Annotated in this window: 27 protein-coding genes; 11 read left to right on the forward strand and 16 right to left on the reverse strand. The window is 64.2% G+C overall.

Annotated features, from left to right (window positions below; translation table 11 throughout):
• Position 1: 1 nt before the first annotated feature.
• From DX914_RS19045 to DX914_RS19060, 4 genes are all read right to left on the reverse strand, one after another.
• The gene (locus DX914_RS19045; protein ID WP_115861804.1) at positions 2–577 is read right to left on the reverse strand and encodes a dihydrofolate reductase family protein; all 576 of its coding nucleotides are present in this window, start codon (positions 575–577) and stop codon (positions 2–4) included.
• Between the two features lie 89 nt (positions 578–666).
• The gene (locus tag DX914_RS19050; protein WP_115861806.1) at positions 667–1,506 is read right to left on the reverse strand and encodes an arylamine N-acetyltransferase family protein; all 840 of its coding nucleotides are present in this window, start codon (positions 1,504–1,506) and stop codon (positions 667–669) included.
• A gap of 104 nt (positions 1,507–1,610) precedes the next feature.
• Entirely contained in the window at positions 1,611–2,123 is a 513-nt protein-coding gene (locus tag DX914_RS19055) for a DUF1697 domain-containing protein (RefSeq protein WP_115861808.1), read from the reverse strand.
• 2 nt (positions 2,124–2,125) lie between these two features.
• Complete coding sequence (locus tag DX914_RS19060; protein ID WP_115861810.1) at positions 2,126–3,097, reverse strand: LysR family transcriptional regulator; 972 nt, start codon at positions 3,095–3,097, stop codon at positions 2,126–2,128.
• Between the two features lie 113 nt (positions 3,098–3,210).
• Between DX914_RS19060 and DX914_RS19065 the strand changes: the two genes are divergently transcribed.
• Positions 3,211–4,005 (forward strand): alpha/beta fold hydrolase, encoded by a 795-nt coding sequence (locus DX914_RS19065; RefSeq protein ID WP_115861812.1) that lies wholly within the window; start codon positions 3,211–3,213, stop codon positions 4,003–4,005.
• 9 nt (positions 4,006–4,014) lie between these two features.
• Here DX914_RS19065 and DX914_RS19070 read toward each other — a convergent pair whose 3' ends face one another.
• A complete protein-coding gene (locus DX914_RS19070) occupies positions 4,015–4,503 on the reverse strand; it encodes a hypothetical protein (protein WP_115861814.1) in 489 nt (162 codons plus the stop codon).
• 201 nt (positions 4,504–4,704) lie between these two features.
• Here DX914_RS19070 and DX914_RS20310 point away from each other — a divergent pair, with 201 nt between their 5' ends.
• Together DX914_RS20310 and DX914_RS19080 are read left to right on the forward strand one after the other, a co-directional pair.
• Positions 4,705–7,170 carry a hypothetical protein gene (locus DX914_RS20310; protein WP_158549403.1) on the forward strand — a complete coding sequence of 822 codons (2,466 nt, stop codon included), beginning with the start codon at positions 4,705–4,707 and terminating at the stop codon, positions 7,168–7,170.
• A gap of 280 nt (positions 7,171–7,450) precedes the next feature.
• Positions 7,451–7,957: a hypothetical protein gene (locus DX914_RS19080; RefSeq protein ID WP_115861816.1), complete on the forward strand. Its 507-nt coding sequence runs from the start codon at positions 7,451–7,453 to the stop codon at positions 7,955–7,957.
• A gap of 12 nt (positions 7,958–7,969) precedes the next feature.
• Here DX914_RS19080 and DX914_RS19085 read toward each other — a convergent pair whose 3' ends face one another.
• On the reverse strand, positions 7,970–8,947 hold the full coding sequence (locus DX914_RS19085) for an alpha/beta fold hydrolase (RefSeq protein WP_115861818.1): 978 nt from the start codon (positions 8,945–8,947) through the stop codon (positions 7,970–7,972).
• 134 nt (positions 8,948–9,081) lie between these two features.
• Between DX914_RS19085 and DX914_RS19090 the strand changes: the two genes are divergently transcribed.
• Both DX914_RS19090 and DX914_RS19095 read left to right on the forward strand, forming a co-directional pair.
• Positions 9,082–9,960, forward strand: coding sequence for a helix-turn-helix domain-containing protein (locus DX914_RS19090; RefSeq protein ID WP_115861820.1), 879 nt, complete (start codon positions 9,082–9,084; stop codon positions 9,958–9,960).
• A 120-nt stretch (positions 9,961–10,080) separates the two neighbouring features.
• Positions 10,081–10,710, forward strand: coding sequence for a hypothetical protein (locus DX914_RS19095; RefSeq protein WP_115861822.1), 630 nt, complete (start codon positions 10,081–10,083; stop codon positions 10,708–10,710).
• 88 nt (positions 10,711–10,798) lie between these two features.
• Here DX914_RS19095 and DX914_RS20645 read toward each other — a convergent pair whose 3' ends face one another.
• From DX914_RS20645 to DX914_RS19120, 5 genes are all read right to left on the reverse strand, one after another.
• On the reverse strand, positions 10,799–12,208 hold the full coding sequence (locus tag DX914_RS20645; RefSeq protein ID WP_231118336.1) for an XVIPCD domain-containing protein: 1,410 nt from the start codon (positions 12,206–12,208) through the stop codon (positions 10,799–10,801).
• 50 nt (positions 12,209–12,258) lie between these two features.
• On the reverse strand, positions 12,259–12,669 hold the full coding sequence (locus DX914_RS20135; RefSeq protein ID WP_147300731.1) for a hypothetical protein: 411 nt from the start codon (positions 12,667–12,669) through the stop codon (positions 12,259–12,261).
• Between the two features lie 93 nt (positions 12,670–12,762).
• Complete coding sequence (locus DX914_RS19110) at positions 12,763–14,274, reverse strand: XVIPCD domain-containing protein (RefSeq protein WP_115861827.1); 1,512 nt, start codon at positions 14,272–14,274, stop codon at positions 12,763–12,765.
• A gap of 13 nt (positions 14,275–14,287) precedes the next feature.
• A complete protein-coding gene (locus tag DX914_RS19115) occupies positions 14,288–14,839 on the reverse strand; it encodes a lysozyme inhibitor LprI family protein (RefSeq protein ID WP_115861829.1) in 552 nt (183 codons plus the stop codon).
• A gap of 201 nt (positions 14,840–15,040) precedes the next feature.
• A complete protein-coding gene (locus DX914_RS19120) occupies positions 15,041–15,733 on the reverse strand; it encodes a glutathione S-transferase family protein (protein ID WP_196778967.1) in 693 nt (230 codons plus the stop codon).
• A 160-nt stretch (positions 15,734–15,893) separates the two neighbouring features.
• Between DX914_RS19120 and DX914_RS20315 the strand changes: the two genes are divergently transcribed.
• The 3 genes from DX914_RS20315 to DX914_RS19130 all read left to right on the forward strand — a co-directional run bounded on the left by DX914_RS20315 (position 15,894) and on the right by DX914_RS19130 (position 17,280).
• On the forward strand, positions 15,894–16,034 hold the full coding sequence (locus DX914_RS20315) for a hypothetical protein (RefSeq protein ID WP_158549405.1): 141 nt from the start codon (positions 15,894–15,896) through the stop codon (positions 16,032–16,034).
• Between the two features lie 124 nt (positions 16,035–16,158).
• A complete protein-coding gene (locus DX914_RS19125; protein WP_147300732.1) occupies positions 16,159–16,713 on the forward strand; it encodes a hypothetical protein in 555 nt (184 codons plus the stop codon).
• Positions 16,714–16,968: 255 nt separating this feature from the next.
• Positions 16,969–17,280: a hypothetical protein gene (locus DX914_RS19130; protein WP_147300733.1), complete on the forward strand. Its 312-nt coding sequence runs from the start codon at positions 16,969–16,971 to the stop codon at positions 17,278–17,280.
• 81 nt (positions 17,281–17,361) lie between these two features.
• On the opposite strand, the gene DX914_RS19135 is transcribed toward DX914_RS19130, so the two are convergent.
• The 5 genes from DX914_RS19135 to DX914_RS19155 form a co-directional block, all read right to left on the reverse strand.
• On the reverse strand, positions 17,362–17,874 hold the full coding sequence (locus DX914_RS19135) for a hypothetical protein (protein ID WP_115861837.1): 513 nt from the start codon (positions 17,872–17,874) through the stop codon (positions 17,362–17,364).
• The gene (locus tag DX914_RS19140; protein WP_115861839.1) at positions 17,871–19,031 is read right to left on the reverse strand and encodes a LamG domain-containing protein; all 1,161 of its coding nucleotides are present in this window, start codon (positions 19,029–19,031) and stop codon (positions 17,871–17,873) included. The genes DX914_RS19135 and DX914_RS19140 overlap by 4 nt, the downstream gene beginning before the upstream one ends.
• Positions 19,032–19,245: 214 nt before the next feature.
• Positions 19,246–19,701: a hypothetical protein gene (locus tag DX914_RS19145; RefSeq protein WP_115861841.1), complete on the reverse strand. Its 456-nt coding sequence runs from the start codon at positions 19,699–19,701 to the stop codon at positions 19,246–19,248.
• A 65-nt stretch (positions 19,702–19,766) separates the two neighbouring features.
• Positions 19,767–20,864: an MrcB family domain-containing protein gene (locus DX914_RS19150; protein WP_115861843.1), complete on the reverse strand. Its 1,098-nt coding sequence runs from the start codon at positions 20,862–20,864 to the stop codon at positions 19,767–19,769.
• Between the two features lie 717 nt (positions 20,865–21,581).
• Positions 21,582–21,935: a helix-turn-helix domain-containing protein gene (locus tag DX914_RS19155; protein ID WP_115861845.1), complete on the reverse strand. Its 354-nt coding sequence runs from the start codon at positions 21,933–21,935 to the stop codon at positions 21,582–21,584.
• A 261-nt stretch (positions 21,936–22,196) separates the two neighbouring features.
• Between DX914_RS19155 and DX914_RS20140 the strand changes: the two genes are divergently transcribed.
• The 3 genes from DX914_RS20140 to DX914_RS19160 are packed head-to-tail and all read left to right on the forward strand — an operon-like array spanning position 22,197 to position 25,836.
• Positions 22,197–23,357: an ABC-three component system protein gene (locus DX914_RS20140; protein WP_147300735.1), complete on the forward strand. Its 1,161-nt coding sequence runs from the start codon at positions 22,197–22,199 to the stop codon at positions 23,355–23,357.
• 8 nt (positions 23,358–23,365) lie between these two features.
• A complete protein-coding gene (locus tag DX914_RS20785; RefSeq protein WP_425480708.1) occupies positions 23,366–23,875 on the forward strand; it encodes a three component ABC system middle component in 510 nt (169 codons plus the stop codon).
• Complete coding sequence (locus DX914_RS19160; protein WP_115861847.1) at positions 23,875–25,836, forward strand: DUF3732 domain-containing protein; 1,962 nt, start codon at positions 23,875–23,877, stop codon at positions 25,834–25,836. The genes DX914_RS20785 and DX914_RS19160 overlap by 1 nt, the downstream gene beginning before the upstream one ends.
• The last annotated feature ends 76 nt before the right edge of the window (positions 25,837–25,912 follow it).

Genomic DNA, 25,912 nt, shown 5'->3' on the forward strand with positions numbered 1-25,912 from the left:
GTTAGCGCAGGGCGTAATCCATCCGCACCGCACCGCTTCCCAGCCGCTGCGCGCCCAGCAGACGCAACGCATGACGCGCGGTTACGTCGCCGAACAGGCGTTTGCCGGGTCCCAACAGGATCGGGTTCACGATCACACGCAGCTCGTCGACCAGATCGGCGTTGATCAGACTGGCGACGAAAGCCGCGCCGCCCACCGCGTGCATGTCGCGCCCAGAGCGCGACTTGAGCGCACCGATGTCGGCGATGTCGCGCACGATGCGCGTCTGCGGCCAGGCCGCCTGGTTGAGGCGGCGGGTAAGCACGACATGCTCGGTCGCGGCTGCAAACCGCGCGTAGGCGACCTCCTGCACGGTCGGCGGCCGGCCGGTGAACTCCAGCACGCCCGTTGGGTCGGCCTGGACGGCGCTCCAATAGGCCTCATAGCCCGGATACATCCCGCCGCCGAGCAGGCAGGCATCGACCTGGCCGCAGACGTCGAACCGGTCCTCCCACGAATCCACCCAGTCCAGCTCCCCTTGCGGGCCCTCGATGAGGCCGTCCAGCGAAACTTGCAGGGCGGCGATGATCTTGCGCATGGCGTTCGCTCCGTGGGGGTGTAGGGGAGCGACGAACGCAGAGGGTGGATTTCGACAGTCCGCGCCTCACCGAGGAACCGCAATCGTCGTTAGCCCGTGCGGCCTGGGGCCGCCGCCAGCTTTTTCGCAATCGCGGCATACACCTTGGGATCGTCCGGCAGCGTGATCCCCAGCTCGTCGCGCAACACCGCCAGCACCGCGTCCGCGCTTTCCAGCTCCCACCGCTCGCTCGGCGCGCCCAGGCGATGCACCGCGTAGCTGCCGTTGCGCAGGGTCTTGCGCAGGCCCGGGCCCATGCGCGCGGCGTAGAGCTGGCCGCGGAACGGGGATTCGGGGTGGGTGGAGACGTACCAGTTGCCCACCACGTAGTCGATCTCGGCGGTGGGCTGCAGGTCGAACACATACAGGCCGCGCCATTCCTCGCCGACACGGGCTCGCAGGATGTAGCCGTCGTCGCGGCGGCTGATGCGGTAGTCCTCGTGCGGCGTGGACTGCGCTTGCTCGCTGTCCAGGCGCAGCGGGCCGGTGGGCACCATGCTGCCGAAACCCACGTCGGCCAGATAGGGCACGCCTTCCACCGTCGCCTGCACGAACAGATGCGTGCGCGCCGGCAGCGCGTCCTCGGCTCCGCCCATCACCACCCGGCCGGTCAGGCCGCGCGCGTCGTAGCCCAGGGCCTGCAGCAGGGCCAGGAACAGGCGGTTGAGCTCGTAGCAGTAGCCGCCACGACCGTCGTGCAGCAGCTTACGTTGCAGCGACGGCAGGTCGATCGCCACCGGCGCATGCGTCAGGGCGGCCAGCGTTTCGAAGGCGAAGGTCGATACGTGACGCAGCTGCAGTTCGCGCAGCGCGTCCAGGGTAGGCGGCGGCGGGGCGTCGTAGCCCAGGCGGCGCAGGTACAGGTCCAGGTCGTGCAGTTGCGGCGGCATGGCGGCGGTGTTCGTGGAGACCGATGCCAGGCTACGGCCTCAAGCGCACTTGAGGTCAAGACGACCGAGCCGACGTCCATGCAACGCTGCGGTGCACGACCGGCTCAACCGGCGCCCGCCAATTCGATCAGTTTGGCCACGGTGTTCATATTGCGCGCGGTGCCGTTGGCCGCGGCCGGCAGGATCAGTTTGGAATCGGCCATGCCGTCGCCGTAATGCACGTAGATTTCGCGCTCGCCCAACACGATCTGTTCGTCGCGCAAGTGCTTGGCCTTGGCCACCGTATCGGCCGGCGGCGGGGCATCCAGAAAAATGGTGACCACGCGATTGGGCGCGCCTTGCGGGAATGGATTGCCCGCCAGCACCCGCGCCAGATCGGCGCCGTCGCGCACGATCGCGCCCACCGGCTTGCCGGCGTACTCGGCCAACCGCTTTTCCAAGGCCGATTTGACCTGGGCGGCGCTCTTGCCGCTGCGGAACAGCACATTGCCGCTGGCGATGTAGGTGCGCACGTCCTGGAAACCGATGGCTTCGCACAGGGCGCGCAGTTCCGCCATGGGCAATTTGCCTGTGCCGCCAACGTTCACGGCACGGAGCAGGGCGATGTAGGTAGGCATGCTCACAGTTTACGCGACGGGGGCCGACGCCCATCCGATTTGCCGCACCCGGCCGTGCGCCTGCGGGGGGCCATCGCGCTGCGCCAATCCGGCGCCTGCTCCTCCAGGTACTGCCACAGCCGCTGCGCCACCGGCCCTTGCGGCCGATCGCGGCGTCGCGCCGCCACCAGGTCTTCGGTCCCGCCGGGAAAATGCCGGCCGGCGATGGACAGCAAGCGCCCATCGCGCAGTTCGTCCTCGATCAGAAATTTGGGCAGGTGCCCCCAGCCCATGCCCTGCAGGATCACTTCCTTCTTCATCAGCTGATCCCCGACCGTGCACTGCGGCGCGCCCTCGATCACGAAGTGCGCCTGCGCCGGCGGGCGGTGCGCGGTGTCGCGCATCACGCATTGGGTGTAACCGCGCATGCGCTCGGGCGTGAGCGTGCGCGGCAGCGGTGTGGGCAACAGGTACGGCGCCACCACCGGCACCAGCGCCACCGGCCCCAGGTCCAGCCATTCCACGCGCGGATCGGTCTTGTCGATGCGGTGCAGGATCAGGTCGGCGTCGCCGTCGAACAACCGCTCCCAGGGGCCGGTCACCGCCTCGAAATGCAGATGCAGGCGCGTGCCCGGGCACTGGGCGAAGAAGCGTCCCAGCAACCCAAGCGCCTGCGGGACCGGGCACAGATCGCCGATGACCACGTGCAACTCGCCTTCCTCGCCCGCCGCCAGCTGCGCGGCATGCGCGCGCAGCCCGTCCAGCTCCTGCAGCAGACCCTGCGCACGGCGGTGGAAGGACAGCCCCGCCTCGGTCGGCCGCACGCGGTAACCGCCGCGGTCCAGCAGCTTCAAGCCCAGTTGCCGCTCCAGCTTGGCCACCGCCGCGAACACCGCCGGATGCGAGCGATGCAGCGCCGTGGCCGCGGCCTGGAAGCCGCCGGCGCGGACCACCGCGTCGAAGCATTGCAGGTCGTGCAAGGTGAACTCGGACATGTCCGCATTTCTTACAGAGTGTTTGCGAACTTTGTAATATCGTTTGGACCGGCCCGCAACTAGCCTGCTCCCATGGCGGACGCAACGCCCGCCCACCTTACGGAGCAGCCGACATGAACCAGACCCCGTCCGTCGCCGTCGCCGACGGCACCCGCATCGCCTACCGTTTCGACGGCGACCCCAGCCTGCCGGTGTTGGTACTGTCCAACTCCATCGGTACCACCCTGCACATGTGGGACGACGAAGTCCCCGCACTGTCCCGGCGCTTCCGTGTGCTGCGCTACGACACCCGCGGCCATGGCGATTCCGATGTGGCGCCCGGCGCCTACTCGCTGGACCGTCTGGGCCGCGACGTGCTGGAACTGATGGATGCGCTGGATATCCAGCGCGCGCATTTCCTGGGCCTGTCGCTGGGCGGCTTCACCGGCCAGTGGCTGGGCGTGCACGCGCCCGAGCGCATCGACCGCCTGATCCTGAGCAACACCGCCGCTTACTGGGGCCCGGCCGCGCCGTGGGCCGCGCGCATAGCCTCGGTGCTGCAAGCGCCGGACATGCGCGAGACCGCCGAGCTGTTCCTGCGCAATTGGTTCCCGGCGGACATGCTGCAGGCCAACGGACCGCAGGTGCAGCGCTACCGCGCCATGCTGCTGGCCACCGACCGCCACGGCCTGGCCGGCAACTACGCCGCCGTGCGCGACGGCGACCTGCGCCGCACCCTCGCCCTGATCCCCAACCCCACCCTGGTGATCGCCGGCCAGCACGACCCGGTCAGCACGGCGGCCGATGGCGAACGGATCGCGGCCAGCGTTCCCGGCGCGAAGTTCAAGCTATTGCCGGGCGTGCACCTGGCGAACGTGGAGTTCCACGACGACTTCCTGGCCACGGTGCTGGACTTCCTCACCGTCTGACCGCGGGCCCTACACCGCCTGCGCACGCCAGATCTGGTTCGCCCCGCCGTTCCACGGGAACGCGATGATCGCGTTGCCCTCGGCGGTGCCGGATTCGCTGATGTCCACCACCTGGTCGCGGTCGAAATCGTTCAAGGCGAACCAGCAGTCGCCCTGCAGGAAATCCACCTTGAACGCCGGCGCGAACACCAGGCTGCCGTCGCCCGGGTCGGCCATGGGTTGGGTCAACAGCACGCCGCCCGCGCCGCATTGCCAGGTCAGGTACTGCGCCCAGTCCGGCGACAGGCTGAAGCTCTCGGGCGAGGCCGGGCTGGACGTCCACACCGTCTGATTCGGATTACCTGCCGACAAGCGGTGCACGCGCGCGCAATGCGCGCCGTTGGTGTCGGCATCGGGCGGGAAATAGCCCATCGCCACGTCCGGGTCCAGGTAAGAGACGAAACGCACCCGGTTGTTGAAGAACTCTTCCACGCTGGTCAGATTGCCGTAAGCGTCCATGCGACTCCCCCTGTGGAATGCGGTTGGAACTGCGAGCGGCCACGCTACCGCAAGCCGCGCGCCGACGGTAGCGCAGCCTCGAAAGTGCCGGCCGGCGCCGCGCGCGTATACTCGCCCCACTTGCGGCCCACGTCCCGGAACCCGTGGCCTGGCCTCCCCCGCCGCAACACGGATGTTCTTGCGGATACCACCGGAGGCTGCATGACCACGCTACCCACTGCCCCCAGCGCCGGGGCCGATCCCGATTGGGACGCCATCATCGACAACCCCTACCACGCCGGCCCCCTGGTGCGGGTCAGCCGCGCCGGCAACTGGTGGCTGGTGGTGGGCATGCGCCTGGACCTGGCCGATGCGATACAACGCCCCGGCCGGATCAAGACCGAGCGCGAGAACGAAGACCGCCTGCTGATCTTCGCCGACACCGTCACCGCCCAGCACGCGGCCGACGCCCCCATCCTGTGTCACGAGTACGAGCACATCGTGGTGATGGCGCGGCGCCTGGAAGCCGGTGCGCAACTGCTGCTGGAAAAGCGCGGCTGGGAAGTCGTCTTCCGCCTGGGCTTCTACGTCGGCTACCTGAGCCCGGCCACGCTCAAGCGCAGCGTGGAACGCTGGATGCGCTGGAACGACCCGCAGTGGGGCCAGCACGAAGTGCGCGGCAAGACCGACCTGCCCAATCCGCTGGTGCCCAGGCAGGTCAAAGTCAGCACCTATCCCTTGGACGAAAAAAAGCCGCTGCCGTTCTTCGAGGAAGCCATCGACCTGTCGGCGCTGCCGCTGCCGGCGTGCAAAGCCCTGCTGGAACGCATGCTGTTCGCCGCGCAGGCGTTGGGCATGGAAGGCAAGGGCGAGCAATCGCTGGAACTGCTCTCGCGCATGGAGGGCCTGATCGCGCTGACGCCGGACGTGGCCGCCTGGCAGGACGTCGCCCTGGGCTGCCGCAGCGCGCAGGAACTGCTGCGTCCGGTGTCCTTCGACCCCAACCAGGTGCCCTACCTCAGCGCCTCGTTCTACGGCGACCTGGCCAAGGAGCACGTGCCCGCCCTGCAGGCCTACGCGGGCACCTTCGCCCGCCTGAGCGACCGCAGTTACGACCTGGCCGCGCGCAAGCAGGCGGCCAAACAGGTGCTGGGCGAGAAAGACGACGCCAACGCCTTCCAGAAACTGGTGGGCCAGCAGCTGGCCGAGAACCTGCGGCTGGCCACGGCCAACGTCAAACGCGCGCAGGACTGCATCGAACCGCAAAGCAGCAACGTCCGGCGCGCCGAGGCCGAGTTCAAGCGCGGCATGGACGCCTGGAAGGCGGCGAAGGAACGCGAGGCGGCGCTGGCGATCGTCGGCGCGGTGTTCTCCTTCGTCTCGGGCGTGGCCTCGATGTTCGGCGGCAACGCGGCCGGCGCGGCCGGCGCGGCCAAGGCCGCCGCCGATGTGGCCAGCACCGCGGCCAAGCTGGCCGAGATCATGAAGGTGCTGGTGAAAGTGGGCCAGGCGATCGAGAAGATCGTGAAGATGTGCATGGCCATCGTCGCGGCCGTGGACAAGATCGACAACGCCAAGAAATTCGCCGACGACCTGTCGGCGATCACCCGCGAAACCTTGTCCGAAGACGCCAAGGGCGCGCCCTCGGCCGCCGCGCACTGGGACCAGATGTGGGTGGAAATCGAAACCCAGCTGGCCCCGGCCATCCAGGAAGGCGTGGGCGGTGCCGAGGAGTATCTGAAGGAACTCAAGATCCTGGTGATCTACGGCCGCGCGCTCACCACCGCGCAGGCCGCGCTGCCGCCGCTGGTGCAGGAGATCGCGCGGTCCAAGCTGCAGACCGAAATCGCCCGCCGCCAGCACGACGCGGTGGCGCGCGAGATCGACGCGCTGAAGAAGGAACAGACCCTGTCCGGCCAGGCCATGGTGGTGCTGTGGGGCAACTACCGCGCCGTGCAGCGCTCCATGTTGGTGGCGCTGACCCAGTTCGACGCCGCCTACCGCTATTGGGCGCTCAGCGACGTGCTGCCCGCGCGCGACAACCACCGCGGCATCGCCGACCTGGCCGGCGACCTGGTCGCGCTGGCCGACTTGAAGAAACTGCAGGCGCGCGCGTTGGAAAGCTTCAATCCACCGCCCCAGCCCTACACCCGGCAGAAATACGCCCTGCCCGCGCATGCCTGCCAGGCCCTGCTCAAGGGCGAGCGCGTCGATCTTCGCTTCACCCCCACCTACGGCCCCATGGCCAATTGGGGCCGCATCAGCCGCGTGCGCGTGAACGAAATCTACGTGTGGGTGGAATGGGCCGAAGGCCAGCGCCCCAAGCAGGGCGAAGTCGAATTCACCGTGCGCACCAACGGCGCTTACGACGACCGTCGCCTGGTGCAGGGGCAGATGAAGGAATTCCACTTCCACGGCGTGCCGGTCAACCTGACCTTCCGCTACGACCTGGCCGGCACCCCGCCCGACCAACCCGGCGACTGCATCCGCGTGCGCGCGGCCATCGCCGAGGATTTCCGTACCTCGTATTCGGAGCCGACGCTGTATACGGACTGGGTGCTGTCATCGCCCAAGGTCGAAGCCGGCGACAAGGACACGGTGGATCTGACCCAGCTGAAAGCGGCGATCAAGGGGATACGCGTGGAGTTCGCGGGCACGTTCATCAAGGACCCGGACAAGGCGTTTTGAGCCGGATGGCCAACCCGGCCGCCGACACCATCGCCACTCAGTACACGGTCGCGGCTCACGTCGCTCCTACCCCAAAGCAGCCCACACTGGGCCTTGGGGTAGGAGCGGCGTAAGCCGCGATGGTCCCGAGCGCCGAAACACTCACCCCACGTGTCGGCTGCGCTTTGGGGTAGGAGCGGCGTAAGCCGCGACCACGCCCTCCCCACCACTCGCGCAACCATCGGCGCGATGTCCGCGTCTGAGCTAAGGTGCCTCCATCCGCACTCAACCGCCCACGCCCATGCCCCGTCCCGCCTTGCTGCTGCTCGCCCTCGCCCTCAGCCTGCCCGCGCACGCCGCCGACCCGGCTCCCCCGTCGCCCACCGCCGAGGCCATGTCCTCGCTGGTGGTCGGCAGCCTGATCCTGGCCGCACGCACCGACCCGAACAGCAGCGCCGCCCTCATCGGGTGCCTGGAAAAGATTCCGCGGACCATCGCCGCCCCGGTCATGCAGGAGATCGTCCTCGCCGAACTGAGCGCGCAAGAGCTGGCGTCGCTGGACAAGTTCTACACCGGCCCTTACGGCCGGCGCGTCACCGACAACATCGAGCGCACCAACAACCCGCGCGAACCGTTCTCAGACGCCGAATGGGAACAGGTGGGCCCCGTCCTGCGTTCCGACGCCAACCGCAAGGCGCTCAAGGCCACGCACGTGATCGGCCCCCATGGCGGCCGTATCCAGGCCGCGGTCAATCCTCACGTCGAGCGTTGCCTGAAGCTGGACGAGGCTCCAGCCACAGGCAGCTGAAACCGCGCGCCGCTACACCCGCCACAGCTTGCGCGCCTCCTCGGCGATCACCTCCGGGAACTCCTCCTGGAAGAACAGCTTCGCCTTCGGCACGCGGCGGATGCCCTGCGAATTGGGGAATAGCCGGTCCAGATACTCCGCATCGCCCTGATCGAAAATATCGTCCGCCGCGCCCCACACCACACGCATCGGCACCGGGCTGCGCTTGAGCCGCGCTTCGATGCCCGCCAGCGGATTGGGCGTCAGCGCCATATGGAAGGCGTGGTACTGCGCGCGCCGCAACGGCGTGCTGACCAACGGGGTCACGTAGTAATCGATAGTGGCGTCGGCAAAACCGCTGGGGTCGGCGAACACCGCGGCACCGAAGGTCGCACGCGCCTTGGCCCGGTCGGTCAGCCACTCGGCGGTGGCGTCCGCGAGCGTGCCGGCGCGGGCCATGTCCAGCACCGGCTGGATCTTCGGCGGCGGGCTGTCGGGCTCCACGTCGCAATTGGTCAGCAACAGACTGCGCACGCGCTTGGGATAGCGCAGCAGGAACAGCTGCGCCACCGCACCACCGCTGTCGCTGGCGACGAGGTCGACCTGCTCCACCTTCAGCATGTCCAACAACGCGCCCAGCATGGCAGCCTGATCCTTCGCCGCCAGCGGCTGGTCGGCGGGAATCTCCGAATAGCCCAAGCCCATGAAGTCCGGCGCGATGCAGCGGCGATACGGCCACAGGCGATCGATCGCGCCGCGCCATTGGTAGCCGTTGAGCGGCGCGCCGTGCAGGAACAAGGCGGCGCGACCCTGACCGCGTTCGACGTAGGCGATCTTGCCGAACGAAAGCGCGGCATAGCGGCGGGTGGCGCGGTACGCGGCGGCGTCCAAAGGCGCGGACGCGGCAAGTTGCGCGCCACGCCGGCGGGCGCCGGCCAGCGGCGCATAACCGCCGGCGACACCCGCGGTCAGGCTGGCGGCGGCCAGGGCGATGAACTGTCGGCGTTGCATGGGTCGGTCCTATGGGGTGACCGGGCCATGCTGGCGGCGCCCGCGGATTCAGGCGCGCACAAACGGACGGCGGCGAGCACGCAGGGATGATTTTCGGCACTGTCGGCGCCCCACCCGCCGGCCGAGGATGCCCCATGAGCGACCGCCCCGCCTGCTACCCGGCCCCGCCCGCAGCGCTATCGGCGGCGGACCGCGCACCTTTGTTGGACGTACTGACCTCACCCGTACCGCAGGGCGTGTTCGATTCGCCCGTGGACGGCCGCCACGTGCTCTGCCTGCACCTGGGCGAACCGGTGCCCGTGTCGTACCGCACCGACGGCCACCCCCGCACCGGCGTGCGCCTGCACGGCCAATACTGCGTGGTGCCGGCGGGCGCGAGCACGCGCTGGGTGCTGTCGCAGCCGGCGCGCTCGCTGCTGCTGCGGCTGACGCCGTCGCTGTGGCAGGACACCGCGCACACGGCCGGCTCCCACAGCGCCCTGCTGGCGCCCGCGATTCATGTGCGCGACCCGCAAGTCGAGCGCATCGGCTGGATGATGCAAGCCGAAGACCACGACGCCTACCCCGGCGGCCGCTTGTTCGCCGACAGCCTGGCCACCGCCCTGGCCGCCCGCCTGCTGGCCTTGCAATCGCGCCGCTCGCTCAACGACGGCACCCGCGGCCGCGCCCTGCCCGCTTGGCGTTTGCGCCGTGTGCAGGAGTATGTCGAAGCGCATTTGGACGAGCCGCTGTCGTTATTGGAGCTGGCCGCCGTGGCAGGCTACAGCGCCTCGCATTTCAAAGCGCTGTTCAAGCAGGCGGTCGGTATTCCGGTGCACCGCTACGTATTGGAGCGGCGTGTCGAACGTGCGCGCCTGCTACTGATGCAGGGCCGACAAAGCATCAGCGAGATCGCGCTCGTTACAGGGTTCTCGCATGCCAGCCATATGGCGCGCTGCTTGCGGCGCCTATTGGGCGTAAGTCCATCACAGTTGATGCAGGGGTCGTCGGTCATAGAGAACAATCTGCACTAACACTGGCCACTAGGTCGCTCCAAGTACCTCCTGGCACCGGAGGTGCGCACATAACCCGCCTCTTCCTTCAACTACGATCAGCTGCAAAGATGGGTCCAGTCCAATCGGCAGGGAAGCACGATGAAGGAAATTCTCGATGCAGGCGGCACGTCCTTCCTGATTCCCGTCGTGCTCGCCCTGGTGGTCTTGTATGCCATCAGAGGCTTGAACGGGCTGCATAGCCGCAAGTACCAAAACCGTAAAGAGTTCCTTGAGGTATGGGATAACACCCGGATTCAGGATGACCTTTGGCTGGAAGTGACGGTGCGCCATCTGTTCGGCGCCTATCTTCCTGCCCGAGTCGTACACCTGGCGCTAGCGCAGCCCAACAAAAGCGAATCCTTGCTGCAGTTGTCGGAACTATGGGACTTGTTCGACTACGACCCAGAAACCGAAACGGTGCGCTGGCGGCGAAAACGCCATGCCACCGTCAAGCGCCGCCGGACCATGTGGCGGCTGATGTTCGCGGCGTACTTCATCAGCGCTTTCGCAGCCGTAGGCTCTGGAATTGCGGCCGCGCACTTCGGTCCGGGGACTTTTGTCGGTTGGGTATGGGGCGGATTCGCGGTGGTCTGTGCGTTTGTTGCGCTGGTGAACGTGTGGAATGAGGACGGCTTCCGCACCTCCATCACACGTGGCGACTACTGGATGAATCGTATTAACCGAACGGCGGACAAAGCACGCAAGCGGCCGCAAGGACGAGAAGATTAAATTGATGGCTCCGGGGAGCAATCAACGGATGTAGTGGGCGCCTACAGATTGATGGGCGGTGCGACCGCGGGCCGCACCGCCGTGCAGCTTAAGCCGTCCGCCCCGCTTGCCGCCCCTGCACCTGCGCCTCCTGCGCCGGATTCGCCTGCTGGTTGGCATCGTACAGTCGGTTGAGCTGCGCGACCGAGTCGGCCACCGGCGTGCGCACCGCGTCGTCGGTGCGCATGCTCGCCAACTGCCGGCCCGGGTTCTGCAGGTCGCCCTGCACCACGATCATGTTCTGGCCGGCGGCCACGCCTTGTACGTTGGCGTTGCTGAGCACGATGTGGTCGATGCTGGTCAGGCCTTCGCGGCGGGCCAGGCAGGCGGCGCTGGCGGCCATGCAGGCGCTGTTGCCGTCGTACTGGCGGCCCAGGCTGGCGTCCAGGCGGCGGGTGGCGGCTTCGGCTTGCGGCAGCAGCGGGTCGTTGCTGCCCAGCGGGCCGGAGGCGGCGCCACGCTGGCCGGGCGGTGGGGCGGGTTGCGCGCCCTGCGGCGCGGCGGGCGGTGCGTTCGGCGCGGGCGCATTGGGTGCCGGCGCATTCGGCGCGGGCGCATCCTGGGTTTGCGTGGGCGGCACCAGGCGCTGCAGCGTGGCCTGGTCCAGGTTGCCCGTGGCCGGCAGGCCCTGCGCGGTCTGGTAGTTGATGACGGCGGCCTGCATGGACAAGCGGTACACGCCGTCCTCGTTCAAGCGCTGGCCGTCGGCACCGCGGTAGCCGGCGGCATTGAGCTGCGCGGCGGCCGCGCGCACGCGGTCGTCGGTTTCGCCGATGCGGATGATGCCGTCGTCCACCACCGGGCGCGGCTCGATGCCCTGCCCGCGCCGCGGCGGGTCCAGCGACAGGCGGCCGCTGGCCAAGTCGTCCACGTACTGGTCGAACTGCTGGTGATAGCGCGTGTCCACTTCCATATGCACATGGATCGGCACCGTGGCCACGTTGCTCTGCGTGCCCAACGCCTGGCCGTATTGGAGGGTGTCGCCTTCGGCCACCGCGATGTTGCTCATGTGGCGCACGCGCGCGATCACTTCGCCACCCTGGCGGTCGTAGATGTCGACCAGCCCTTCGGACGCGCTCACCCGCCCCACGTAACCGGCCAACGGCGACGGCACGTCGACGCTGCGCGAGCCCGGACCGGTGGCCAGGCGCGGGTCTTCGAGGATGAAGTCGCGCTTCTCCAATACCTGGTTTTCGCTCAGGCCGTAGTCGCGGCGCGCGGTGCGCACCTCGATCTCCTGGATTTCACCGTCGATCACCGCATGCCGGCGCCCGTTCTCGCCACCGGTGACCACACCGTTGACCACGGTCGCGGCCCGGTTGGCGCCGGGGTGGTGGGTGACCAGGCTTTCGTAATCGGTGACCGGCACGTTGACCGTGCGGCCCTTCTGGATCACACGGTAGGGCGTGGGCTCGGGCGTGGCGGGCGCTTGCGGGTCTTGGGTGTTCTCATCGGCCATGGCGGCGATTCCTTTCGTACTGGATGGCGGATCGGACGGTCAGCAACCGATCACGGGCAGCGGTAATAGGTCATGGTATGCCCACTGCTCACGACCGTCAGCGCCCCGTTATCCTGGCCGCTGAGCAGAAACACCTCCTCGATACGCATGGGCTCTTCGTTGATATATAGGTTGGACACGATCTTCCAGGCCTGCGGGCTCTTCGATATCTGGGCCACGCTCAGCGGCTCGTTCCAGTCTTCGTAGCCGGTGCGCTTTTGGGCCGTGATTTCGAAGCGCGAATCGCTGTCCAAGCTGTCGGCGCGCTTACAGTATTCCCGCCCCTCACCGAGCCATATCCCCTGCAAGGCCTTGGGATAAGCAGCCGAAGGCGCCCTGTCCTTGGCTGTAGTGGCTGTGCAGGCAATACACAACAATCCGGCGAGAGCAATGGCCGCCGTATGGCTCAGCGTAGGTTTCATATCGCGCTCTATATGTACTGACTAGGCTCAGGATACGCCGTCCAGGTGACCGGCGGGCAACGGTCGAAGAAGCTTTGCTGTGGATCGAGCTCCTTACATCGTCAAACCGCGGCGATGCAACTCGGGCGCCACCTCCTGCTGGGCCACCTGCGTCGGCGAGACCGACTGTGCCTGTGCCCGTTCCATCTGCTCCAGACGCTGCAGAGACTCGGCTACCGGCGTGCGTACCGCAACTTCCGTCGGCATGTGCGCAACCCGCCTAGCGGGGTCCATCAGATCGCCCTCCACCGCGATGACCCTTGCTCCTGCCGCTTCGGTCGGAGTGGCTCCGCTGAGCATGACGTGGTCCACCCGGCCCAAGCCCTCGCTTCTGGCCAGACAGGCCACGCTCGCGCTCATGCAATCGCTGGCGGGCGTGTGTGGTAAGCCCAGACTGGCATCGAGTCGCTGCACCGCGTCCTGCGATTGCCGCAGTAGCGGATGTGCGCCTGGTTGGACCGGGTCCATTTGCGCCCCCAGTGCCCCGCCCCGACCCATGTGATCGGGTCTATCGGCTTCGCGGCGCACGCCCGGTGCGGCCTGCATGGGAACGCCGTTTCGGCTCCAGCCATCAGCGGTCATCGAGAACATGTCCCCGGCCGGGCTCACTACGGTGACTTGCCCGCGTTGGTCCATAGAGACGCGCGACATTTCCAGGCGTGCATTGGCATCGATACCGGTGATGGTGGCCGCTCTCGCCTGCGCGCCCTCGTCGATGTGCGCGAAGATTCGCGCCCCGCTCGCCGGCGCGCGCATCATCGCATCCAGAAGTTGGACATCCGGATTCCCATTGAAGTCCTGCGACAGTGAGACGTTACCCCGGTCGTGCACTTGCTCACGCCAAGCCTGGCTCAGCCGGCCCTCACCCAGCTCCAGATCGTTCATCAGACGAACTCCGGCCAGCGCGTTGTCGCGACCCGAGACGATCGCGCTCTGCGCGCTGGCCTTGAGCCCGTTGATGCCTTGGCTGCCGATCCAATCCCGGATTTGGTCGGAACTTTGCGCGCCGGCCTCGAGGTGATCGATCAGCCGGCTGCCGCGATTCTCATTTTGGTTATAAAGCTTGCTGGTCATCGCCACGATCTCGGCCGCCTGCGCAGGATCGCTCGCGCTCAAGTCGCGCAGCCAGGGGATCTGCGACAGCGGCTGACCCACGCTGTCCCATTTGCGTTGGATCTGCTCCTGGCTCAAGCCGTCGACGAAGGCGCGGCCCGGGTCGGAGCGCAAGTAGCCGTTGAGCCGGCTCAACTCTTCGCTGGTAAGGGCATTCCCGGTCTGTCCGCGGGTTTGCAAGCGCGTGGTCAGCGAGGCGATTTCGCGATCACTGAACCGCTCATCGGCGCCGGCCCAGGCCTGGTAACCGGCCAGCAGCTCATCGACCTTGTGGCCACGGTTGGTCTGGCCGAAATCCCATTGCACTGCGCCGACCGACCAGCCCGAATTGCCGGTGCTGTGCGACAGCTGATACACAGCGTAGGCGTTAGTCTCGCTGGCCCGGCCCACCGCGTTGTAGGCGATGGCTTCGAAAGTGCTGCGTTCCAGTGGGTTATAGGTGTGATCCGTCACGGTGAAACTCCTCCTATTCGAGCGCAGCAGTCATCGACTTCAGCTGCTCGATACGGGCCTTCGTCCGCTCGACACGGCAGACCTCGGTCAGGTCGGGGGCTTCACGACGCGACATGCCTTGCGCGAATGGCTCCAGTAAACAGTCGGCGTCACGGTAGGCGGCCCAGGCCGCGTCTGCCGTCTTCTGGTGGGCGACCAAGTCCCCCAAGTAGTCGGGATCGTCCTTGAGGTACGAGCTATAGCTCACCCTGGCCTTGGCCTGAAAGTCCTGCCCAAGCCGGATCCGTTGCTGCTCCAAGGCATGCATTTGTTTGTAGGGCGCGCACGCATTCACTCGCGTGCGCTCGCATTCGGCAATCTCACTGTCCGGCTTCTTCGCGAAGCAAGCTTCGCGCGCCTCCACATCACCGACCGCAAAGCAGTCCTGCGCCTCCTGCGACGCCGCTGCGACGTTCGCGCTATGAGCCGGGTTCGATACCGAAGCGCAGCCGCAGCACAGCGCCAAGCTGATGGCCAACGCTTTCCGTGCGAACCGCGGGCCGACTTTTCCTTGTGCCTGTGCCATAGAACACTCCTGCGTGACCTTGGGTATAGCTGGAAATGATGACGGCGTCGCCGCGCACTGCGGCCAGAATCCAGAGCCTAGAATACGTCCGCATAGCCGACTGGCGTCAACGGCGTATGCGATGTGCCATCACTCGACCTTGTTGGCATGCCGCATTTGGTAACTGGCAGTCGCAATGGGCTGCGCGCTGACGCGAAGCGCCTAGCCCGCTTCTACGCGCGCGCAATACGCCTCGAAGGTCCGCCGCCACGCCGGCCGCGCCAGGCAGCGGTCGCGATAGGCCTGCACACCCGGGTAAGGCGCGATCAGGCTGGCGTCTTTCACGCCCGAATGCAGCACGTGCGCCATCAGCAGGTCGGCAATGGTGAAGTCGTCGGTGGCGACGTACTCGCGGTCGGCGAACCAGCGCTCCAGGTGGCCCATGCGCAGGTGCACCCAGTCGGCGAGGAACTGGCGCGGTTTGGGGTCGCTGCCGTTGGCGGTCCAGTCGTGCACCATCAGCGCCACCAGCGGCAGCTCGATCGAGTTCATGGCGGCGAAGCACCAGCGCAGCACCTGCGCCTCGCCGGCCGGGTCGGCAGGGATCAGGCGGCCGGACTTCTTGGCCAGGTACACCACGATGGCGGCCGACTCGGTCAGCACCACGCCGTCGTCGTCGATCGAGGGGATTTGCTGGAAGGGGTTGATGTCGCGGTAGGCGTCGGTGGTCAGGTCCTGCGCGGGGTGGTCCAGACCGACGGTTTCGAACGGCAGCTGCAGTTCTTCCAGCGCCCACAGCACGCGCAAGTCGCGGGTGTGGCCGCGCGCGCCGGCGTTGACCTTGGAGAAGCCATAGAGCTTGAGCATGGGCGGGCCTGTGATGGGGCGGCTGCCGCAGCTTACCCAGCGGGCCATGAAGGCGCAGTTCGCTGCAGGGCAACACGATCCGCACCGCCGCCGCGCGCGCGCAACCGCGGCCTGCGCCGGCTAAGCATGGCCTGCTGCGCGGCAGCTTGACACTGCCACCCCACGGACCTAAAAGCGACGCGCGTTTCGTCACTTAAGGAGGAGTGTGATGCGTATCAAACGTTTGGCGATTTTGGCTGTGTTCGCCCTGCTCAGCGTGAGTGCGTCCGCGCTCAATGCCGAGCCCACCTGCTGGCTGTGCGTGCAAGAAAACGGCCGCATCTTCTGCGTGCAGGTGCCCTGCGAGTGAGGTAAGGGCCCGTGGCCCTGGCGCCGTCCCGGCCTGCGCGCCTCGCGCACCGCTGGGCGGCGCTTCCTTGCCTATCCGCCACACCCATGGTGCGATGCGCGCATTGGATCAGGGGTTAGGGCGCATGAAGACTATCGCCGCTGCCGTGGTTTGCATGGCACTGACGGGCTGCGCCGGCGCGCTAGCGCTGGACGCCAAGTTGCAGTGCGCCGCCGAAGCCGACCGCACGCCCGCGCGCACGCGCGGCGAGTTCCCTTTTCGTTTGACCTACGTCAGTCAGGGCCAACGCCACGTACTGGAAGACGCCACGGTCTGCCAGCTCAAGCGCGCGGGCTGCGACGCCTCCGGCCGGCCCGACACCTGGACGGAAACGCTCAAGAGCGGGCGGCCCGACGTGCTCATTCACTCGGTCCGCGCGGGCGAGATGACGCGCCAGTTCCTGGCATCCACCGGCGGCTGCAGCGTGCTGATGGAGCAAGCCAGTTACCGCCGTGAAGAAGCCAACCCGATCTACGCCGTCAAAGTCATGGATTACCAAGGCGACAAGCCGATCGGCGGCTCGGGTGGCGCGGGCGCTACGGCCGCGCTGAAGGCGTTGGGTATCGAGATCGTGGCGTTCGAGCAATGGTCGGCCGGCGCGGCGGACGCACCTAGCCCTTCATTCAAATCCAAGCCGTAGCGCGGCTGGGTATTTGCCCAGGGCAGGACACGCGGATCTTTGGGGCGCAGCTGCGGCGCGTACTGCTTTAGCTAAAGCCACGGCCATTGATTCGCTTGCCTCCTGCGTTGAAGACATGACCGTCTGTCGGTACGGTAGGCGTGACCGGTCCCCGCCGTCAGGGATCGTTGAGGCAACCCCGATCAGGAAGCGCTGTTGCCTTCCAACACACCGTGGCCACCGAACCCGAAGGTGGCGCAGTTTTCAGAGACCTGCATGCACCGAGCCGCGATAGGCGCCCTGATTTTCATGTTCTGGCTGATGGCCGGCGGCCTGATGCTCGCTGCCGGCGAACCGCCGCTGGGTGTGGTGCTGGTGTTGATCGCGGTCACACTGCCCATCGTTGCGATCAACCGCGCCCTGGACCAGGCACGCGTGCGCCAGGGCAAGGCGCAAGACTTCACCACGCGTTGGAGCGATGTGACCAGCCTAAGCACGCGCCAGGTCGTGGCCTGCGCCGTGTCGTTGGTGATCGGCGCGGGGTTGGTTGCAGTGGCGATCGCGCTGCTGGGCCTGGGCCGCGCGTAGCCCGCAACCTTGGGGCAGCCGATAGCGGCCCCCTTCGATGCACCCGCTAGCCACCCCTAGCGGGCCGCCGGTGCCCTGCGCCTACTTCCCTGGCGCCTGCCGCGCCGCCGCCAGCACCGCCGAGTTCAGCACGCCTTGCTGCTCGGCCAGCTTCAACAACTGCGCCTCCACCAACGCCGCCGAGGTGGACGCGCGAGCGGTGACGCTGGCTGCACCCGCCTTGGCCGCATCCGCGCGGCTTTCGGCGCGCAGGAAGCGGCCCTTCACCGTGTAGTCGCGCGCCCCGGGCGTGGCGCCCACGGCTTCCACGCGGATGCCGTTGTAGCCCAGCACCGGCGGCAACTCGGTGGCCGGCACGCCGGCGCCGGTGGCCAGGGCATCGGCCAGCTGCGTGTGCAGCGAGCGCACGGTGGCGGCGTCGGTGATGGTGAGGGTGGGGTTGGGGCGGCCGGAGTACACCAGGTAGGTCACGCGCAACGCGGTGGGGGCGTCTTGCGCGGCGGCCAGCGGGCTGGCCAGCAGCAGCGCGCACAGCGCGCGCCGTGCCCAGGCGTGGAGCGACGCGCGTGCGGAGGAGGCTTGGGGTGCGTTCATTGGATGTACTCGTGGCCAGCAGTCTGCTGGCTGTCGGACCACACGCGGAAGTAGCCGCAGAAATCGGTGTAGATGCCGCGGTCGGCGTATTCCGGGTTGCTGATGGTGGATTGCGAATTGTCCAGGTTGGTGGCGGGCTGCTGGCCGGGCTTGTGGCTCCAGCCGCCGTAGCGGTCCAGCCGGTACCAGTGGAAATCGCCGTAGGCCGGCGCCGCCACCAAGGCCACGGTGCTCTTGTGGCTGGGCTCGTACGGGTCGGCGATAGGCTCCAGGCCGTCGCGGATGGCCGCCTCGATCAGCGCCGGGCAGGTGTAGCCCGCGGTGCCCTGCCCCGCGCCGTTGCCGGGCTGGGCGAAGGTGTTGGTGCGCTTGTTGGTGGCGTAGTTGTAGCAGTTGTTGCTGAACACCGCCGCGCCGCCGTTCCACAGCCCCGGCTCGTACAGCGGCGTGCCCGGCGCCATCACCACGGCCAGGTCGTCCAGCGACAGCGCACGGTTGTACAGGTGCACCTCGTCCAGGCGCTCGTTAAAGCCGCCGCCGTCCAGGTTGTGGCCGATCAGCAGCGGCGCATCGGTGTTGCTGTAGATATCGGCCTGCAGCGGCCAGGTGCCGGCCTCGACGCCGTCGATGTAGAACTGCACCGTGCCCGTGCTGCGCGCCACCGACACCGCGATGTGGTGCCAGCGGTTCACCGCCAGCGGCATGGCCGCCAGCGACGAATACGGCACCTTGGTGGGCGCGCCCGTCAGCCGCAGCGTGACCCGGCGGCTGGCGGAAATGCCCAGCAGGTAGCCGCCGTTGCTGCCGCGGTTGTCCAGCAGCGTGCGCGTGGCGATGGCCGGGCCCACGCGCACGTAGGCGGCAAAGCTGAAATCGCCGCTGGCGAAACTCAGCGCCGGCGAGTACGGCACGGTGTAGTACTTGCCGCCCGTCAGGTTCACGCCGCTGTTGCGCCAGCCCCAGGAGAGGGGATTGCTACCCACCGCCGTGGCGGTGTGCTCGTTGTTGGTGACGTCGGCGGCCGTGGTCATGCCGTTCTGGAAATCCCAGCCCGCCACCGACCAGGCCGGCACCACGGGCGTGGGTTGCGAGTGGCTGGCGGCGATGGGCAGCAGCGCGCCGATCGCGAAAGCGCAGAGCACCAACTTTGGGTTCATGCGATGTCCTTATGCATGGGTGGGGTGCGGACCAGGGCGACGCGCGCACATTCGCCGCCCCCAGCTGATGTGTACCATTTTTTTTGGAGCATCCTGCGCCCAGGCCAAATAAAAGCACAAGGCCGGCTCGATCAGCATGGCTCCTCTACCGCTTAGCGAACTATTGACGGCCGTACAGAAGAACTCGATTTACTATTACCCCAGCTTGGTTCATCTAAGCGCCGATAGCCTTCATAATAAGGTCAATAAATGCTTTCTCTCCCATTCGACCTACCGCTCGCCTGACAGTTGCGACTAGCTCGGAAGAGGACTCGGAGGCATGCGGTAAGTACAACGAGCACCCTGTTTTGAACTCGAAGTGCTCGGCCAACCCCTTCAACTCAGCAGCCTTGCGCTTTTCGGCTTGTCCGACATTGTGAAACTCGACGTAGCGAACCACCGCGACGGTGGCGATATCGGCACCTAGCGCTTCCGTCTCTCGCGTCGAATCGCCCTGCCATTGAACCTTGACGAATCCCTCTTGCTGCTCTGAATCGTCTTCCTCCACCGGCAAGATGAGAGTGCCGTCGACCAACGAGCGGGCGCACCAGAGGTCTTCGATACGCGTACCGACATACATAGGGCTGAGGTTCGCGATGAAACCAACGACCGCAGCGCTCTTCGAATCCATTTGAATGCCCCTCCTATCCGAGCGAATGCCGCTGGGCGGCGATGACGACGCTGCGTCGCTTTGGGTCACGCCAGTTGGTACTTGAAAGTAATGCCTTTGAGCAGATCGATGTCCAAGGCCCAAGGCATCCAGGACTGGAGCGTACCGCCGACCGCCAGCGGCGATCCATCGCGCTCCACCAGTTCGATCCCATGCACCACCATCAGGGCATTGGCTGGGTACGCCTTGAGGTGTAGCTGTACTTCATTCGCCGTTAGAAGAATCGCGCCTAGGTTGCCTGTCGTTCCTTTCACTTCCACGCGAACGGTCTCGTCGCCCCGCGTAGCCAGTAGATCGAACGATCCCATCTTGCTGACATCCTCGACCCGGAATCCAAGCTCCTGAAGACGGGTGGTAGCGAGGCGCATCGCTCGAAGCTCGATCGCACGGCGCTCGTCGGCGCTCAGGGCGAATCCTTGCCCTCCCTGCGTCGAGGTCGGCCGGGAGATCACAGCGCCCGCCTCCTCGGCATCGCGGACGCTGGGATCGGTAGCCGATGGTGTTTGACCCAGACGCTCTGCGTCGTACAGCTGCCGTAGCAGACCGGCCAGCGTCGTCATATCCCGCTGCAGACCGGCATCATCGGGAAGCTCAGCCGCGGAGTACTGGTAGGCCACCACGCAAGACTTTTCGTAGGAACGCGCTAGCGCTCCGACGGAGCCCAATTTCACATTTGGGACCAACCTGGGATCGTTCGGCAGGCTACGGGACAGCCTAGCCCGGCCCCAGGCCATCAGTTGCGAAAGCTCCTCGTCCGAGCGCGGCACGAACGCGCCATGGCGGAATTGCGTCGAGCCGTGGGCAAGCGCCAGGTAGGCGCCAGCTCCAGCCTGGCCAAACAGCAATACGACGTACCAACCGACCGTGGCCCTGGGGGAGGCCTTCCTGGAGCCGAATCGCACCCAGGGAATTTGCGCCTTCATACCCGTCGCGTCGCGTCCCTCTATCAGCAGATCGCCGATCTCTACGCCCGCTGATTCCGCCAAAAGGGGCTGGATCTGACTAAGGGCATTGGGAATAGCCTTACGGATCAGTGCCCCACGGCGCTTCATATCGTCCGTGTTGGACGAGGAGTAAAGCGCCTGCAAGCCGATCACCTCGGCGACGGCGCTCCTCAAGTCCATCTGGCCCAACAGTGCGGCATGAGCGCCTGTCCCAGCATTCCCCTTGAAGGATTCTGCCGGAATGCAGGTGCCGTGTAAGCACACTATTCGCGCACCAAAGCACAACGATTGGGTACAGACGAGCTCGCCTCCTCTCTTGGAGGGCTGGGCACCCGCGGGCAGGGAGATTCATCGACCTAGGGCGAGCCCCAGTGCGCAGTTCGCACGACCCGCTGGCGCTACGCGGATACGACCGCCCTCGATTGGGCGGGCTGACGCCGGATTCGGAGTGCACCTCGTATCCCAGCACGCGACTGCCGTTGGCGAGTGATCGGACGGCATGGAGACCACAAGTGGCAAGGCGCATCGGTTGAGTATTTTTTCCTCAACGGAAAGTCGCAAAGCCTTAGCCGATAGTCTTTGAGCCTTACGCGAGCGGCGCAGATTGCCTCCGGCAGGCTCGCGAGGCTTACGGTTGGGGCAAATTGGCTTAAACAAGGGAATCAGCGGCGCCACGGAGAGACTTTATGAGCCAACGCCAGCCGTTTTCGGCTCACACTCAGCCATCCGAGCACCTCCGGAAGCTTAGTCAGGCCTGGCGGAAGGATTCCGAGGCCTGCGCTTGAGCCTCCGCGCCGCGGCGGTAAGCCTTTGGGCGCTACCGGAAGCAATGCGAGCCCCATCGCCAGGTCCGCCCCACCCTCCCCGGCCCGGCAACGCCGCGCCGGAGGCCCCGCCTCAGCCCTTGCCGGGCTTCTTCGGCTCGGTGAACACCCGCTTCTTGAGGTCCGCCAGCACCTTGCGCTGATCGGCCTGGTTGAGCAGCCAGAAGGTCACGATGGCTTCGGCCATGACCTGGGTTTCGGCGTAGAAGTAGGCCAGGGGCATCCCCATCGCGTCGGCGATGCGCTGAGCCGTAGCCAGATCGGCGTCGTGGACGGCCTTTTCGTAGCGATTAATGCGAACGGCGGCCGTTTCGGCCGGCAGACCAATAGCCATGCCCAGCTCCTTCTGTGTGAGCCCGGCATCTTCCCTGGCTGCTTTCAGCCGCTGCGCAAAGATGGAGCGGGCATCTACGTCGGTCTGGGCCATGCGCAAAGGATGGCTTCAAACCTCAGAAGCGTAAATTACGTTAAACGTAATTATTTGTCTACTGTAAGACAGGAACTCGTTGGACTCTTAGCGCCTTCACACATCGACATGTTTAGCGGACTTGGGCTACCAACTGAGCACTTGCATTCTTTAAGTTATTGAAAATAATGAAAACACATTGCAAGGATCTTCCGACTGGCAAACATAAAAACTTATGGCGCTATGATCAGGACTAGGCGGGGGATATAGGGCCTTTGACCCATGGCTAACGCAAGAGCCAAACATAGCGCGCCCGGAACTTATCTGGGCTTTGGGCTGCAAACAGTCCGCTTTTGCTACCGACTTCTTACAGCACCGCCAGAAAGCTATGTGCTCATAGAGCACGATGACGATGTGTCCGTTCATAACTCCGATGGCTCCGTCCTACTCGAGCAAACGAAGAGTGCGCTGTCACATAACCCTGTATCAGATTGGGCTACCGATTTATGGAAAACCGTATCGAACTGGCTTGAATCAACAACGCCTCGCAAAGAATGGGATCCAAAGATCACGTATGTCCTGTATGTAACGCCTACATATTCCGGCACATACGTGGAAGCACTATCAAAAGCAACCTCCGCGGCTGACGTTGCAGCTCTTGTCAAAGCCATGGAACTTGACGCGAAGAAGTCTCGCCGTAAGAACACTGTGGTCTACAAATTTGCGAAGCGTTTTATTGAAGGATCTTCTTCAGAGCAAATACATCTAGGCCAAAATTTCACTTTCATTAGCGAGTCCGATCCGGTTCAGGGAATTCGCGAACGCTTTACGTCTGCGGTATCTCCGCAACTACTTGACGCCATATGCGCGTATGCCATTGGACTCGCCAAAGAAGAGTCGGATGCCCTTCTGCGCCAGAGAAAAACTGCAAAAATTAACGCTGGCGCGTTCCAAGCTCGAATTCGCGCACATGCCGCCCGTATTAATTTGCCTATCCTATTTTCTTCAGCAAAACGGCCCGCCCAGACTGCGGTGGCTTCCAAACACCTAGAACGGCCAACATTTGTGAAGCAGCTCGAGTTGGTGAGAATACCGGTCGAGGAGCAACTTAATGCAGTTAGTGACTATCTCAGGTCTTCCGCTAGCAAGACAGAGTGGGCGGACCAGGGTGTACTCCTAGCTGATTCTCTGGACGTATGGGATGAAAGCCTTTGCAAGCGCCATCGCGCGATCGACGGCGAACTATCCATTACCGCATCTTCATCCTCTTTAGAAGACCGAGGCAAACTTTTATACATGCGCTGCATGCAGATCGAGATGGATCTCGAATCGCGAGCCGTACCCACATACTTCATACATGGCTGCCTCAGCGACTTGGCTGACAGGCAAGAAATTGGCTGGCACGCAGATTTCGCCAAGCTCTTGAAAGCACTGGATGCGTAGCTATGACAATGGAAACCAATAGCCCTAATAACAACGAACCGCGATTGACCGAGCTAGACCGCATCTACAATCCGGCATACGGAGCTTACCTGTTGTGGTCGGGAGTCCGCGGATACTTGGATGAAGACGGTCAATCCACGCCCCTACCACTGATCTTTTTGTTTCTTCCCCTGTTAGTTCACGCGCCCACTAGAGACGTGATCGCATCGACCAACAATCCCTCGGGGCTCACTCTGTTTGCGGCAAAAATCGGCCAGCATCAAGAGAACTTGTTGGCCATCCACCATCGTGCCGTGGCTCTGAAAGACCTTACGTACAGGTCATTCGTACTTGCACGCAACTGCAATCTTTTGGTATTCGATAATACAGCGGCGCACCTATACCCGGTCGAACTCACTAGGCCGCCCCCTGCACCAGAAAGCGTACGCCGTGTAAGCAAACAAGCCGCCAAGCTTGGCGCCTGGCTTGCTCGCTTGCCCGTTCAACAGATAGCCTCCACGCTAAGGATAGACTTCTAATGTTTTTTCAAATACTGAAGTTAATTCTATGGCCAAGAAATGGCTCAGAGCCGCGGCTTGTCAACTTCATACCGGGCGCCGTTAATGTAATAAGCGGGTCCTCAAAAACCGGCAAATCAGCTGTCATCCCCATTGTCGATTATTGCCTTGGATCCAGAAACTGCCGAATACCTGTAGGCGTTATTCGAGAGAAATGTGAGTGGTTCGGAATTCTGATAGAGACCGTAGAAGGTCAAAAACTATTGGCGCGACGCGAACCTGGAAACAAACAAGTTATCGGCGACATGTACGTCCTTGAAGGCGAGGAAGTCACTATCCCTCCTTCCATTTCAGAAAAGAACTATGCCGATCACGCTGTTAGAGATTTACTCGATCGGCTAGCCGGGCTCACTTCTTTCGATTTTGACCCGTACTCTGAGAATGGATTTAAGTCGCGTCCATCTTTTAGAGACCTGACAGCATTCATGTTTCAACCACAGAATATAGTCGCAAACCCCGATGTACTGTTCTATAAAGCAGACACATCGGAGCATAGAGAAAAGCTCAAAACCATCTTTCCTTATGTGCTAAATGCGATCACCCCCAGGACGCTGGCTCTGCGCCATGAAGCTGAGCTGCTGGGAAGAAAATTGCGTCGCCTTGAAGCCGAACTTAAGGGACTTCAGCAAGTTTCTGAACGTCGCATGGCAGAGGGGCGGACTTGGTTGACGCAGGCACAGGAGCTTGGGTTGTATGCCTCTAAGATTTTACCGACGACCTGGCCGGAAATAATGGACGCGCTTCGACTGGTCGCGGGCCAGGATTCAACGCGAAGCAAAACAACTATTCCGGACATCGAGAATACTCTGGCGCGACTCGACGAACTTCGACGCCAAGAAGTCGCCCTAGTTGCACAGGCGTCTTCTCATAGGCAAAGACTAATGGAGCTTCGACGCCTTAAGGAGGGCAGTGACAATTTCGTTCACGCCCTTCACTTACAAAGGGAGCGCTTATCCTTATCGCCGTGGCTAAGGTCGCGCCTATTAGAAACAGGCGACGCTTCCACAGTCCTGCCTCACCCGAGCCTTGACAACCTAGAAAAGCTCTGCAGCGCGCTTTCGGAACTTGAGTTGCAGCTAACAGCGCATCCCACGGTGTCCAATACACTTGACGCGGAATATCACCGACAAAGAGAGCTTTCGGAAAGCGCGCTAGCGCGAATTAACGCGGTGAGGCATGAGATTAGAGCTTATGAAGCCACATCCGATCGTGCACGGGAAGAAATAAGCCGTACTGCATCAGCAGAGCGATTCCTTGGTGGACTCCAACAAGCGCTCCTCTCGTTCGATCGGGCGGATGCCAGCATTGAAATATCTGATGAAATATCTCAACTTAAAAATAAGCTACGTGAAATTAATTTCGAGATACACGAATCAGGTATCAGCAAACGCATGGAGAGCATATTAAGTGAGATTCAACAGATCACTGGAGGCATAATCCCAAAGCTTGATGGCGAGTGGGGCGATGCGCCGGTTCGCCTCAACCCCAAAGACCTCACAGTGCAAGTTTATCGCGAGGGCAGAATAGACTATTTGTGGGAAGTAGGTAGTGGCGCGAACTGGTTGGCATATCACGTTGCCATAACTATTGCCCTACAGATCTATTTCTTTAAGCAACCGCGACACCCTGTTCCAGCGATGTTGATTTATGACCAACCAAGTCAAGTCTACTTCCCAAAACTTTCCCCTTACGAACAGCGAAAGTCAGAGGACTACGAACCCGCCCTTAAAGAGCAAGAGGATATAGCGGCAGTTCGCAAGGTTTTTGAAGTTTTAAGCAGCTGTGTCAAAAGTACGTTAGGAAGTATACAAATCATCGTTCTCGACCATGCTGACGAACAGGTCTGGGGAGACGTCCCAGGAGTCGCCTTAGTTGAGGAATGGCGCGACGGAGATATGCTCGTGCCCGCAGATTGGTTGTAGATGTTGACAACAATCGATCCCGTGATGGGTCACTGCAAGCAAAAGGCGGCCTCGCGGCCGCCTTGGCTTTGTTGCG

Source organism: Lysobacter silvisoli, assembly GCF_003382365.1.
Lineage (GTDB): Bacteria > Pseudomonadota > Gammaproteobacteria > Xanthomonadales > Xanthomonadaceae > Lysobacter > Lysobacter silvisoli.